At 72.7% G+C, this 13,485-nt stretch carries 10 protein-coding genes and 1 pseudogene; 6 read left to right on the top strand and 5 right to left on the bottom strand.

What is annotated here, in order from left to right:
* Positions 1-60 precede the first annotated feature (60 nt).
* The 3 genes and pseudogenes from AB0O48_RS08860 (at position 61) to AB0O48_RS08850 (ending at position 3,887) form a co-directional block, all read left to right on the top strand.
* Positions 61-1,875 carry a PspC domain-containing protein gene (locus AB0O48_RS08860; RefSeq protein WP_357247082.1) on the top strand — a complete coding sequence of 605 codons (1,815 nt, stop codon included), beginning with the start codon at positions 61-63 and terminating at the stop codon, positions 1,873-1,875.
* Positions 1,872-2,117: pseudogene (locus AB0O48_RS08855) on the top strand (hypothetical protein); the annotation flags it as partial. The gene AB0O48_RS08860 and the pseudogene AB0O48_RS08855, both read left to right, overlap by 4 nt.
* 516 nt (positions 2,118-2,633) lie before the next feature.
* A complete protein-coding gene (locus AB0O48_RS08850) occupies positions 2,634-3,887 on the top strand; it encodes a phosphatidylserine decarboxylase (RefSeq protein WP_357570931.1) in 1,254 nt (417 codons plus the stop codon).
* A 61-nt stretch (positions 3,888-3,948) separates the two neighbouring features.
* Here the strand turns inward: AB0O48_RS08850 and AB0O48_RS08845 are convergent, their stop codons facing one another.
* The 3 genes from AB0O48_RS08845 to AB0O48_RS08835 all read right to left on the bottom strand — a co-directional run bounded on the left by AB0O48_RS08845 (position 3,949) and on the right by AB0O48_RS08835 (position 7,808).
* A complete protein-coding gene (locus AB0O48_RS08845; protein ID WP_357247088.1) occupies positions 3,949-4,887 on the bottom strand; it encodes a CDP-alcohol phosphatidyltransferase family protein in 939 nt (312 codons plus the stop codon).
* 347 nt (positions 4,888-5,234) lie between these two features.
* Positions 5,235-6,230 (bottom strand): NUDIX domain-containing protein, encoded by a 996-nt coding sequence (locus AB0O48_RS08840; RefSeq protein ID WP_357570930.1) that lies wholly within the window; start codon positions 6,228-6,230, stop codon positions 5,235-5,237.
* 627 nt (positions 6,231-6,857) lie between these two features.
* Positions 6,858-7,808, bottom strand: coding sequence for an NUDIX domain-containing protein (locus AB0O48_RS08835; RefSeq protein ID WP_357247094.1), 951 nt, complete (start codon positions 7,806-7,808; stop codon positions 6,858-6,860).
* A 143-nt stretch (positions 7,809-7,951) separates the two neighbouring features.
* Here AB0O48_RS08835 and AB0O48_RS08830 point away from each other — a divergent pair, with 143 nt between their 5' ends.
* Positions 7,952-8,359, top strand: coding sequence for a PspC domain-containing protein (locus AB0O48_RS08830; protein WP_357247096.1), 408 nt, complete (start codon positions 7,952-7,954; stop codon positions 8,357-8,359).
* Between the two features lie 7 nt (positions 8,360-8,366).
* Here the strand turns inward: AB0O48_RS08830 and guaA are convergent, their stop codons facing one another.
* Positions 8,367-9,923 carry a glutamine-hydrolyzing GMP synthase gene (gene guaA / locus AB0O48_RS08825; protein ID WP_365064118.1) on the bottom strand — a complete coding sequence of 519 codons (1,557 nt, stop codon included), beginning with the start codon at positions 9,921-9,923 and terminating at the stop codon, positions 8,367-8,369.
* A 145-nt stretch (positions 9,924-10,068) separates the two neighbouring features.
* Between guaA and AB0O48_RS08820 the strand changes: the two genes are divergently transcribed.
* On the top strand, positions 10,069-10,524 hold the full coding sequence (locus AB0O48_RS08820) for a GNAT family N-acetyltransferase (RefSeq protein ID WP_357247101.1): 456 nt from the start codon (positions 10,069-10,071) through the stop codon (positions 10,522-10,524).
* Here the strand turns inward: AB0O48_RS08820 and AB0O48_RS08815 are convergent.
* A complete protein-coding gene (locus tag AB0O48_RS08815; RefSeq protein WP_357247104.1) occupies positions 10,521-12,218 on the bottom strand; it encodes a GMC family oxidoreductase in 1,698 nt (565 codons plus the stop codon). The genes AB0O48_RS08820 and AB0O48_RS08815 overlap by 4 nt on opposite strands.
* Before the next feature lie 145 nt (positions 12,219-12,363).
* On the opposite strand from AB0O48_RS08815, the gene AB0O48_RS08810 reads away from it, so the two are divergent.
* Entirely contained in the window at positions 12,364-13,482 is a 1,119-nt protein-coding gene (locus tag AB0O48_RS08810) for an LCP family protein (RefSeq protein ID WP_357247107.1), read from the top strand.
* The last annotated feature ends 3 nt before the right edge of the window (positions 13,483-13,485 follow it).

Genomic DNA, 13,485 nt, shown 5'->3' with positions numbered 1-13,485 from the left:
GGGTGGGGTCAGGGTCGGGTCCTGAGGTCGTTCGGGTTCACCTGGCAGCAGGATCGAAGCATGACCGAGGAAGCTGCCCCGCCACCCCGACCGGGGTCGGCGGAGCCGGGTGGTTCAGCACCGCCCCCACCAGCCACGACGCCCGCCGAATGGACCGAGCCCCGCACGTTCGGTCCGCCCGCCGGCTACGGCCCGGACAGCGGCGGCACACCCGCCGATCCGGCCGGCGGCTACCCGCCGCCCACCGGCGGCCACGGGCCGGGGTTCGCGGCCGGCACCGGCTACGGGGCCGCGGGCACGCCACCCGGACCGGGCGGTCCGGGTCCGTCCGCGCCGCCACCGCCGTTCGCCGGCACCGGTTTCACCTCGCGGTACGGGTTGGTCCGGCCGCGCGAGGGCCGGTATCTGGCCGGCGTCTGCGCGGCGATCGGGCGAGCCACCAACACCGACCCGGTGCTCTGGCGGGTGCTGCTCGCGGTGCTCGGGTTCTTCGGTGGCATCGGCATCCTGGTGTACGTCGCCGCCTGGTTGATCATCCCGAACGAGGGCGACACCGCGTCCCCGATCGAGTCCATGCTCGGCCGCGGCCGCTCCAGCATGTCGCCGGTGACCGTCATCATCCTGGGCATCCTGGTCGCCGCCAGCTTCGGCTACATCGTCACCGACGCCTTCCGCGCGGTGCTGCTCGGCGCGGCCATCCTGGTCGCCGGCGCGCTGCTGCTCAACCGGGACAGCCGCACCCCACAGCCGGGCACCCCGGCCGGGCCGGCACCCTCCGGCAACCCGCCCGGCCCGGTCCCACCGGTGACCTGGCCCGCGCCCTCGTACGGCGTGGCACCGCCCAGCGGCCCACCGGCGACCGCACCGATGGCCGGCGGTGCACCGGCATTCGCCACCGCGACCGCGGGGACAGCGCCCACCGTCACCACCCCGGCGTACGGCCTGCCACCGACCGGCGTTGCGCAGTCCACCGCCACGGCGCAGCCGGTCTCCGGAACGACCCCGGTGTCCGGGCAACCGGCCGACCCGACGACTGTCGCAGCGGGCTGGCCGGCGCCCGCCACGGACTGGCCGGGCACCGCCCCGACCACCGCCGGGTGGCCGTCGGCACCGGTGACCGGCGCACCGGCCGACCCGTCCGGCTATCCGACCGCCGCCCCGGCGTCCGGATACCGCCCCCCGTTCGCGCCGCACGGCCCGTACGCGACGCCGGCCCCGGCCGCTGCCCGTCCGCCGAAGCCACCGAAGCCACCGAAGCGCCCCAAGGAGCGTTCGCCGCTCGGCGCGGTGACCTTCTCCCTGATCTTCCTGGTCCTCGGTGTGGTCGCCCTGCTCGACCTGCTCGACGTCTTCGCCATCAGCGCCTCGGCGTACTTCGCGGCCGCGCTGGCCACGATCGGGCTGGGACTGCTGGTCGGCACCTGGTTCGGACGGGCCCGCTGGCTCATCGCGCTCGGTCTGGTGACCGCGGCGGCGCTGGGCACGGGCACGGTCGCCGAGTCCTACGACCGGATCCGCGGGGTCGACGGCGCGGTGACCTGGGCACCCACGGACTACCGCGATCTGGCCGACCGGTACGAGAACAGCTTCGGTGACGCCGTACTCGACCTGCGCGGGATCGACTTCGCGAAGCGGGACAGCCAGGTGACGGTTGCGATCAACTTCGGCAAGGCGACAGTGGTCGTCCCACCGAACGTGGACGTCACCACGGTGGCCGACGTCAACGCTGGTGACGCCACCATCTTCGGCAGCCGTTCCGGCGGACTGGACGGTCGCCTACAGGAGACCACCGACCTCGGAATCGACGGTGCCGGCGGCGGCAAACTGCGCCTGTACATCCACGTCAACGCTGGCAACCTGGAGGTGACCCGGTGAAGGCTCACCGCACGGATCTGGTGTCGTTCGCCTTCGGGCTCGTGTTCCTGGCGCTGTCGGCCTGGTGGCTGCTCGCCCAACTACTCGGGTTCGCGCTGCCGGCGGTCGGTTGGTTCCTGGCCAGCGCCCTCATCCTGATCGGGGTCTTCGGGCTGGTCGGCGCACTGCGCTCGGGTCGGTCGGGCCCGCCGGAGCAGACCGCCGAGGCCGGCGTCACCGAGGCCACCGCGCCCGTCTCCGGCGCGTCCGCTCCGGTCTCCGGAATGCCGACCTCCGGTGCGGCACTGCCGGTCTGGGAGGCCGACCGTTCCACCTGGGACGCTCCCCCACCGCCAGCGACCCCGGAGACGGCCACCACCGAGGTACGGGCACCGGAGGCGCCGTCCACCGAGGTGATCCACCCGGCCTGGTTGGCTCACCAGCCAGCAGAGCCGGAGACCGCCCCGATCGCCGGCCAGCCCGACGAGCCGACGCTCCCGCTCGTCACCCGAGCGCCGGACGGGGACGAGCCGACCCGGTCCGACCACCCGGACGAGCCGGTCGGCGACCAGCCGGGTGACGGGCGGGAGGGTCGACGGGGAGAGGCCTGACCTCGGGCGCAGCCCGGCCACGGCCGGCTCCACCGCCACGGCGATGCCGATGGCCCGGACGGACGCATATGCTGGCCGGTGGAGATCTCGCCTCCGCCGGCCGGCCCGTCCCGCCATGGCGGTCCCGCCGCGATTCCCGTCTCTACCCCCGTCAGGAGCCCGCCCGACATGACCCAGTCCCCCGCCGTGCGTACGACCGGCCGATCCGGTCCGGTCCGCATCGGCGAGCGAGCCGCCCGCACGCTCGTCGCCGAGCTGGCCCGGATCAACGATCCCAAGGCCGCCCTGCTGGTCGGGGTCCGCCCGGAATCCGCGGTGCTGGCCGCGGCGATCGAGGCGCTGCTCCCCGGTGACCGGCTCACCGTGGTGCCCGCCGAGCCGCTCGGCGCTGCCGCGCTCCGCGAGCACGTCAACGCCCAGGGCCGTTGGGTCGCCGACCGGGTGGGGGTCGTCGACTCCCTGGCGGAGGCCGAAGCCGCCACGGTCGTCATCGCCGGCGAGGTGTTCAGCGGCACCGCCGAGGAGACCCGCAGCGGCATCGAGGGCCTGGCCAAGTTCCTGTCCGACGGTGCGGTCCTGAGCGTGGCCACCACCGCCACACCCGGCCGGACCACCGGGGCCGCCGCCGAGCTGGCCCGCCAGGACGCCCTCTACGGCGTCGGTGCCGACCTGGTGGTGCGCAACTCACCGCCGGTACGGGTCTACCGACTGCGCTTCACCCCGGCCAGCCCTGCCACGGCCGAGAGGCTCGCCCCCGCGCACCGGCCGTCGAGCGTGCCGCTGACCCGCGGCATGCACATCGACTCCAACGGCGTTGCCGCTGCCGGCATCACGCTGGGCCTCGCGGCGCTGGCCCGGGTGGCGCGCCCGTCGTCGAAGCTCTGGCTACTGCCGGCGCTGGCCGCCGGGCCGGTGGCCGCGTTCTTCCGGGACCCGGAGCGCGACGTACCGGAGGACCCGACCGCGGTCGTCGCCAGCGCGGACGGCAAGGTTCTGTCGGTGCAGCGACTGCACGACGAGCGTTTCGGCGACGGCGAGTGGCTGCGGGTCGCGGTTTTCCTGTCGGTGCTGGACGTGCACGTCAACCGTGCCCCGGTCGCCGGCAAGGTGGTGGACTACTTCGTCGCCGACGGCGGCTTCGTCAACGCGATGAAGCCGGACGCCGAGCACAACGTCGCCGCGTACACCGTGTTGGACACCGCACGTGGCACGGTGGTGGTCGCGCAGCGCACCGGGTTGATCGCCCGTCGGATCGTGCAGCGCGCACCGATCGGCGCGCTGCTGGCCAAGGGTGAGCGCTTCGGGCTGATCCGTTTCGGCTCACGGACCGACGTCTACCTCCCGGCCGACGCCGCCGACCCGCTGGTCGGGCCGGGCGACAAGGTTATGGGCGGGTCCACGGTCATCGCCCGCTGGCGCTGACCCACGCACGTGGAAACGGGGCGCCGCTGACCGCGGCGCCCCGTTCTCGTTTGGGGGAAAATCAGGCGGTACGACGTTGCCGCAGCCAGAGCACCGGCCCGCTGACCAGGTAACCCACCACGATCAGCGCGAACGTGAGCCGGATGTCGATGAGTGCGCCGATCACCGGGGCCAGCCACAGCCACGGCGGCAGCTTCACCAGGCGGGCGAGCTTGGCGTACGGGAAGCTCGACACCATCGCGAAGGCGAGCAGCGCGACCCCCGCGACCAGCACAGCACCGGGCACGGGCAGGCCGATCGCCACCGTCACGGCGAGCACGGCGGCCGCCATCGTGGTGGGCACGCCGCAGAAGAACCTGCCGTCCTTCGGCGAGACGTTGAAGCGGGCCAGTCGAATCGCGGCGCACGCCGCGACCAGGGCACACGCCACTGCCGCCGCTGCGGTGGAGACGGAACCGGCGAGTGAGGCGTAGACCACCACGGGCGCGGCGAGGCCGAACGAGCACATGTCGGCCAGGGAGTCCATCTGCGCGCCGAACGGGCTGGCGACGCCCAGCCGTCGGGCCAGTGCACCGTCCAGACCATCGAAGGCGACGCAGGCGATCAGGCAGAGCGCGGCGATGCGCACCTCACCCTGCATGGCCAGGAAGATCGCCAGCATGCCGAGCATCAGGCTGGCCAGCGTGCAGGCGTTGACCAGGCCGAACTTCATCCGGCGGGCAATGGTGCGGTCGCCGGGGAGCAGCGGGATCGAGTGTGACGAAGCCTCGTCGGCGTGTGCCAGGGGCGGCATCGCCGGACTGACCGGCATGATGGCCTCGATCTCGGCTCGACCGACGCCGGACGCCGGACGGCTGAGCCGGTCCAGGCCGTAGCGGCGGCGCTGCCGGTCGGCGTACCGGTGCTCGGTCGGGGTCAGGTCGGTCACGTGCAGGTCACCGTCACGGCGACCGACCCGGACCAACAGCACCTGGCGGGCGAATGTGCTGCTGCGGCGCAACGGGCCCGCCCAGCGACGCCCTGCGGGGCGCGGACTGTCAGTAGTACGACGCCGGCGCCATGGGGCTCTCGGCACGTTTCCTCCATCACCGGATCGGCTGACCGCCGCGGGGCGGGTGTCCGGCTGTCTCGTGCCGGACCGTGCGTGGCCCGGCAGCCGTTTTGCGCGGAGTACACCATCGCATAGGGGGACATGGCTTGGCGATAGCTGCCGGCGGTGCTTGTAACTGGTCTAAACCGCTCGAACCGCTCGCTTATTCCCATCCCGGGCTTCATCGCCCGTTTCCTCCATCATTCCCGCCATTGACTGTACCGGAGGGTCACCAAGTCGGCTCAGCGAGCGGAGTGCTATCGGCCACCCTGTCCGATTGCCGAGGCAGCGATGTCGCTCAACGGCAGGTCGAGGGCCTGCTCGCGAGTGAACCATCCAGCCCGCGCCGTCGAACCTCCGGCCGATTCGGTGACCACCGCATCGCTGGGTGTGTCCACCAGCACCCGATAGGTCACCCGTACGCCGTGCCAGTCCAGAGGCCGACCCTCCGGGCCGAGCGCGGCAGGGTTGTGCAGGTTGTTCACACCGAGGATCTCCTCCACGCGGCCCTGCTGGCCACCCTCCTCGACCAACTCCCGGAGCAGACCGGTGGCTGGCTGCTCGCCATGGTCGGTCCCCCCGCCCGGGAGGTGCCACAGGCCAGCCCCCGGATAACCGGCCGCGATCTCGGTCAGCAGGATCCGCCCAGCCGGGTCGGTGACCAGCCCGTACGCCCCGAAGCGCAGCCTGCGGTCGGGATGCGGCGGCGAAAGCGGCACACGCGCCCGATGCGCCCCGGGCGCCAGTGGGGTCACCGGCAGACCGAGCACTCCGGCGGTGAACGGCGTCAGCGGCACCCGCGCCGCCTCGGCCAGGGTGAGCCAGCACACCCGGTCCACCGCGCCACCACCGACGTCGCCCATCACGCCGTCGCCGGAAGGAGCGTCGCCCGATGCGCCGCCGCGCAGTACGCCGTCGCCCGGTGCACCGTCACGCAGGACGCCGTCACGCAGCGCGCCGTGAGGCGCAGCAAGCTCGAACAGCAGCCGGTCGGTGTGCAGCGCGACGTCGTCCTCCGGATAGGTGACCACGTCGGCGACCACCGTGCGGAGCCGGCCGACCACCACGGCCAACCCGGCCTGCTCGGCTACCGCACGGACCATGGCGCGCTCCGGGTGCTCGGCATGCGCCACCGCATCACCGGGCAGCCGCCAGATCCCCGGGAACTCACCCCCGACCCCGTCCCGGACCACCAGGACCCGGTCCGAATCCCACAGAATTCCGAAAACGCCAACCCGCCGCAGAAAGTCCATCCCCGCCAACTCCGCTCCCCCGCCCAGCCGCCTAGCCGCCTAGCCGCCCAGCCCGTCGATCATGAGGTTATTGCCGTCCGTCTCGGGGCGTGTCCTGACAATAACTTCATGATCGACGCTCGGAGTCCGAGGATTCGCGCTAGCGCAGTCCGTTTTGGGCGTTAGGTGCGCTCGGCAGGCAGCGCGGCGCACCCCGGGAGGCTCGGTTAGCGATGATCGACTCGGGTTTATTGATGTCGGGGTATTCGGGAGCTTGGGACACCCCGACATCAGCGAAGCGGAGCTGGTCATCCGGTCCGTACCGCCCGTTGGGACTTTCTCGCGAGCCGCATCTCTCGGAGGTCCGGACAGCCGCCGAACCATCCAACGCTCGGCACTCGGCACCCGGCCCAGATGCGCTGCTGTCGGCGAGCATTACCGGCGGAGACCTACCCGCCAGCACGCCCACCACCAGACACACCAACGCCGGCGACGCGCCACCGGCCGAGCGCCCGCCCCAGCACGCACGACCACCGTCCAAGCCCGCCCGCAACGCGCCACCGGTCAAGCGCCCGCAAAGCACGCACCACCCCACCGGCCGAGGGATCGCGGCCGTCTGCCCGTTTCAGGTGGAACGGGGCCGGCGGGTCAGGTGAGCTGGGCGGCCTGGACCGCTTCGGCGGTCACCTCGGTGAGGTGGTGGGTGGGGAGAGCGCCGAGCTCTTCGCGGGCGAACCAGCGGGCCTCGCAGGTGGAGCCACCCACGTCGGTCACGGTCAGCGGGTTGGGCTGGTCGACCACGACCCGGTAGAAGGCACGTACCCCGTGCCAGTCGATCGGGTAGCCCTCCGGGCCGAGCGACGCGGCGTCCCGGTGGCTGGCCACGCCGAGCAACTCGACCAGACGGCCGGTCTGCCCGGTCTCCTCGACCAGCTCGCGGATGAGCGCGGCACCGGGCTGCTCGCCGTAGTCGGTGCCGCCGCCGGGCAGGTGCCAGCAGCCAGCGCCCGGGTAGCCGTCGGAAACCCTGGTGAGCAGCACGCGACCGGCCGGGTCGGTGCACACCGCGTACGCGGCGAAGCGCTGCGCCCGGTGCAGCCCGTCCGGACCGGGCACCGCGTAGAAGGAGGGGAACTCGGGCGCCTCGTCGGGCACCACGTCGGCGGAGGACGTGGGCAACCCGAGCGCACGCGCGGTGAACGAGCGCAGCGGCAACTCGCGCGCCTCGTCGAGGGTGTACCAGCGGGCCAGGTCGGTGGGACGCTCACCGACCCGGTCGGCGAGGGTGCCGCCACGGACCGCCACCTGGTAGATCAGCCGGTCGGTGTGGATGGTGATGCCGCGCTCCGGCAGCGCCCGCATGTCGGCGAGCACGTCGGCCAGGCCCGAGACGGCGACCGACAGGCCGGTCTCGGCGGCGGTCTCGCGGACCACCGTGTGGTTGGGGTCCTCGCCGTGGTCGACCGCCCCGCCGGGCAGGGACCACGTGCCGGGGGTGCCGGAGCGCTCCGAGGCGCGAACCAGCAGGACTCGGCCTGTCGAATCAGCACAGACTGCGTATGCCGCGATCCTGCGGAGCGGCTCCAGCAAGGTGGTCACGGAAGCAAATTCTCCCCGCGCCGGGTTACCGGAACGGAAAAGAGTCGGATTCCTGACTGTCTGGCCCCGATCAGGGATTGGTCAGGGTAAGGATCCGGGCGGTCACCGAGGGCGGGGCGGGCACCGGCGCGGACCGTGGAGGCATGACATCGACCACCGCTCCCCACGCCCCGTACAAGCAGCTCCGTCGACCCACCACCGACCGCATGGTGGCCGGGGTCGCGAGCGGCGTCGGCCGCTACTTCGCCGTCGACCCCACACTGGTCCGGGTGGCCTTCGCGGTCACCGGCCTGCTCACCGGCGGGCTCGCGCTGCTCGCGTACCCGATCATGTGGTTCCTGATGCCCGAGGAGCCCACCGGCGCGCCGGCCTGGCCGCACGCGGCGGGCGTCGCGCCGCAGTCGGGTCCGCCGCCGACCGCCGGGCCTGCGCCGGGCGGGCCGATGCCGGGGTACGCCCCGACGCCGCCCTACCCGCCGACGACCCCGTTCGACGCGCCGCCGAGCCCGGCGCACAACCCGCACGACAGCAGCCCGCCGCCGGTCGCGTGAGCGGCGCTCACTCCCACTCGATGGTGCCCGGTGGCTTGCTGGTCACGTCCAGCACGACCCGGTTGACCTCGGCCACCTCGTTGGTGATCCGGGTGGAGATCCGGGCCACGACCTCGTAGGGCAGCCGTGACCAGTCGGCGGTCATGGCGTCCTCGCTGGAGACGGGGCGCAGCACCACGGGGTGCCCGTAGCTGCGCCCGTCTCCCTGCACACCGACGCTGCGCACGTCGGCGAGCAGCACCACGGGGAACTGCCAGACGCCCCGGTCCAGGCCGGCGGCGGTCAACTCCTCGCGGGCGATCAGGTCGGCCTCGCGGAGCAGGTCGAGGCGCTCCTGGTTGACCGCGCCGATGATCCGGATGGCCAGGCCGGGACCCGGGAACGGGTGCCGCCAGACCATCGACTCGGGCAGGCCGAGCTGGAGGCCGAGCGCGCGGACCTCGTCCTTGAACAGGGTGCGCAGCGGCTCGACGAGCGCGAACTTCAGGTCCTCCGGCAGACCGCCCACGTTGTGGTGGCTCTTGATGTTGGCGGTGCCGGTGCCGCCGCCGGACTCCACCACGTCGGGGTAGAGGGTGCCCTGGACCAGGAACTCCACGTCACCGTGCGAGGCGATCTCGCGGGCGGCGGCCTCGAAGACCCGGATGAACTCCCGACCAATGATCTTGCGCTTCTGCTCCGGGTCGGTCACGTCGGCCAGCGCGCCGAGGAACCGGTCGGTGGCGTCGACCACCTTCAGCTTGATGCCGGTGGCGGCGACGTAGTCCTTCTCCACCTGCTCGGCCTCGCCCGCGCGCAACAGACCGTGGTCGACGAAGACGCAGGTGAGCTGGTCACCGACGGCCTTGTGCACGAGCGCGGCGGCGACCGCGGAATCCACCCCGCCGGACAGGCCGCAGATGACCTCCTTGTCGCCGACCTGGGCGCGGATCCGGGCAACCTGCTCGTCGATGATGTTCTCGGGCGTCCAGGTCGGCTCGATGCCGGCGATGTCGTACAGGAAGCGCGTCAGCATCTCCTGGCCGTGCGCGGTGTGCCCGACCTCCGGGTGGAACTGCACGCCGGCCCGCCGCCCGGCCAGGTCCTCGAAGGCGGCGACCGGAGCGCCCGCCGACTCGGCGGTCACCGTGAATCCCGTGGGCGCCTCGGTCACGGCGTCGCCGTGGCTCATCCAGACCGGCAGGTCCGCCGGCAGGTCGCGCAGCAGCACACCCGGGTCGAGCAGGCGGGGGCGCAGCGGCGTGCCGCCGTACTCCCGGTTGCCGGTCCGCGCGACCGTGCCGCCGAGCGCCTGGGCCATCGCCTGGAAGCCGTAGCAGATGCCGAAGACCGGCACGTCGGCGGTGAACACGCCCGCGTCGATCTGCGGCGCGTCCGGCGCGTAGACGCTGGCCGGGCCCCCGGAGAGGATGATCGCGGCGGGGCTCTTCGCCAGCATCTCGGCGATCGGCATCGAGTGCGGCACGATCTCGGAGTAGACCTTCGCCTCGCGAACCCGGCGCGCGATGAGCTGGGCGTACTGGGCTCCGAAGTCCACCACGAGGACGGGGCGAGGCAGGCTCATGTGCGCAAAGCCTACCGACAGTCACGGCCGCGTCGGGCACGGGCCGGCACTCCGGCGTGCCGCGGCGGCGGCTGCGGGTGCGGCGGCCGGTCGGAGGGCGTCCTAAGATCGACGCGGGGCGATGACGGCCGGACGGAGGACAGGTGTGACCGAGGTGACCGTACGGCCCTTCCGGGACACCGACGCCGAGCTGCTTGCCGTACTCGTCGCCAGGTGCCTTCGGGAGGTCAACAGCCGTGACTACGCGGCCGACCTGATCGAGCGGATGTGCGCGCACTTCGACGCCGCCCGCTTTCGTGAACTCGCCACCGTCCGGGAGGTGTTCGTCGCGGAGCAGGGCGGGCGGGTGGTCGGCACCGTGTCCCGGGACGGCAACAAGGTCTACACGATGTTCGTCGACCCGGACCGCGCCGGCCAGGGTGTCGGCCGCCGGCTCATGCGCCACATCGAGCGGTTGGCCGGCGCTGACGGCCACGACCACATGGAGACCGGCGCCAGCATCACGGGGCACGGCTTCTACCACCGACTGGGCTACCACGACGTCCGGGTCAGCGAGACCGACTTCGGGCTCAACCACATCCTCCGCAAGCCGCTGTCCTAGAGCCGCAGCGCTCCCGGGGCGTCCGCCGGCACCGCCGGGTGGCGCGGGGGTACGGGCGCGAGCCGGCGGTACGGGGAGCCGAGCGTCGGGCGGGGGTCCTCCTCGCCCCTGTTGGGCCAGAAGGCCATCGCCCGTTCCGCCTGGGCGGTGATCGTCAACGAGGGGTTCACGCCGAGGTTGGCCGAGACCGCCGCGCCGTCGACCACGTGCAGCCCCGGGTGCCCGTACACCCGGTGCCAGGGATCGATCACCCCGTCGGCCGGCGTCGCCCCGATCACCGCGCCGCCCAGGATGTGCGCGGTCATCGGGATGTCGAACGGCTCGGTGAGCGGGCCGCCGGGAGTGCCGCCGATCTCGTCGGCGAGCAGTCGGGCGGCGGTGTTGCCGGCCGGGATCCAGGTCGGGCTCGGGGTGCCATGCCCCGGCCCGGTGACCAGCCGACGGCCGAGCGCGCCGCGCCGCCACCGGGTGGTCAGCGAGTTGTCCACCGACTGCATCACCAGGGCGATCACCGTCCGTTCCGACCAGCCGCGCACGGGCAGCATCCGGGCGACCAGCCCCGGTTGCCGCAGCATGCTGCCCAGCCAGCGCCGCACCCGGTGCGGACCGCCGTCGACAAGCAGCGACTGGAGCAGCCCCATCGCATTGGAGCCCCGCCCGTAGCGGACCGGCTCGACGTGGGTCTGCGGGTCGGGGTGGAACGAGCTGGTGATGGCCACCCCCTCGGTGTAGTCCAGACGCTCGGACCGGGCCCGTCGGCGGGACACCGAGGCGGCCAGGATCGCCTCGGAGTTGGTCCGGGTCAGCTCGCCGAGGCGGGGCGAGAGCCCGGGCAGCACGTCGTCGGCCTTCATGGCGTGCAGCAGCCGCTGGGTGCCGAGCGCCCCGGCGGCGAACACCACCTGGTCGGCGTGGACCACCTGCCGCCGCCTGCGCAGCCAGGCACCGGTGCGCTCGGTACGCACCTCGTACCCGCCGCCCGCCGCCGGTCGGACGGCGGTCACCGTGGTCAGCGGATGCACCGTGACGCCCTGCTGTTCGGCCAGCCAGAGGTAGTTCTTGACAAGCGTGTTCTTCGCCCCGTGCCGGCAGCCGGTCATGCACGAGCCGCAGTGCAGGCAGCCGGTGCGCTCCGGGCCGGCACCACCGAAGTACGGGTCGGCGACCCGCTGGCCGGGACGACCGATGTGCACACCGACAGGCGTGGCGTGGAAGGTGTGCCCCACCCCCATCCGCTCGGCCACCGCCCGCATGGCGCGGTCCGCGCCGGTCTCCAGGGGGTACGTGGTGACGCCGAGCATCCGCTTCGCCTGGTCGAAGTGGCCGGCCAGCTCGGCACGCCAGTCGGTGATGTCCCGCCACTGCGGGTCGGCGTAGAAGGCCGGCAGCGGCTCGTAGAGGGTGTTCGCGTAGACGAGTGAGCCGCCACCCACCCCGGCGCCGGACAGCACCAGCACCCCTCCGCCGGACCGCCGGTCGGCCGGGCGGAGCAGGGTGAGCCGCTGGATGCCGTAGCAGCCCAGCTTCGGCGCCCAGAGGAAGCGGCGGGCCCGCCAGGACGTCTGCGGGAACTCGTCGTCGGTGAAGCGCCGGCCAGCTTCCAGCACGGCGACGGAGTAGCCCTTCTCGGCCAGCCGGAGCGCGGTGACACTGCCGCCGAAGCCGGATCCGATGACGACCACGTCGTACCGCATGGACGCATCATTACTCGCGAGTAGCGCTCGCGCCAGCGCCAGTTTTCGCGCGATCATGCTCCGGCCGACCGACCCGACGCATTCCGGCCGCAACCCGGAGCACCCGTCGGAGCGTTGTTCACCAGACGGGTGGAAGGAATCCAAGATGATCCTCGGGTCGATGGCGCCGCGCCGACGGTGGTTGCTGCTGGGGTTGACGGCCCTCGCCGCCGTCGCGCTGATCGCGGCCGCCACGGTGGTGATCACCCGGCTGACCGGCGACAGCAAGCCGAGCGGCGCTCCGGCGACCGGCTCGCCGACGCCGTCACCGGCCGGGACACCCACCCCGAGTCCCAGCGGCCCGCCACCGGGCGCGGGCATCACCGGCCCGCTCAACCTGCTGCTGGTCGGTGTGGACACCCGGGTCAGCGTGCCCGGCTGGGAGCCGCACGCGGACGCGGTGCTGGTGCTGCACGTACCCCAGGGGTTGGGTCAGGCATACCTCTTCTCCCTCCCCCGCGACCTGCTGGTCGACATCCCGGCTTTCCCGAAGGCCGACTACAAGGGCGGCAAGACCAAGCTCACCCACGCCATGAGCTTCGGCAGCCGGGTGCCGGGCAAACCCAAACAACCAAGCACCGCCCAGGGGTACGAGCTGCTGCGCAGCACGGTCAGCGGATACACCGGGCTGCGCATCGACGCCGGCGCGGTGCTCACGTTCAACGGGTTCGACCGGCTGGTCGACACGCTGGGCGGAGTGGACATCTACGTCGACCAGCGGGTCGAGTCGCGCCACCGGCAGCCGAACGGCAAGTACCGGCAGACCGCGCCCGGCGGATACACCGGGCCGCAGCAGGTCTACGAGAAGGGCAACCAGCACCTCAACGGCTGGCAGGCACTGGACTACGCGCGGCAGCGCTACATCACCGGTGGCGACTACGCCCGGCAGCGGCACCAGCAGCAACTCGTCAAGGCGCTGACCCGCAAGATCCTGGATGAGGGCCTGGCCCGGCAACCCGAGCGGGTCGACCAGGTGGTCAGCGCCCTCGGCGACACCCTCGTGTACGCGGGCGGGCCGCGGATCGTCGACTTCGCGTACGCCCTGGGTGGGGTGCCGGCGAACCGCTTCACGCTCGTCGGCCTGCCCGGTTCCGGCGTCGGCAAGGGCAGCGCCTACCGCGGCGAGCAGCTCACCAGTGTCGGCCGGAAGTTCATCAGCGAACTCCGTGCCGGCCGCGCCGACGCCTACCTCGCCGCCAACCCCAGCCTGGTCGTCAGGAACTGACCC

Source organism: Micromonospora sp. NPDC085948 (assembly GCF_040686315.1).
GTDB lineage: Bacteria > Actinomycetota > Actinomycetes > Mycobacteriales > Micromonosporaceae > Micromonospora.
This window is presented reverse-complemented; position numbering and strand designations above follow the sequence as displayed.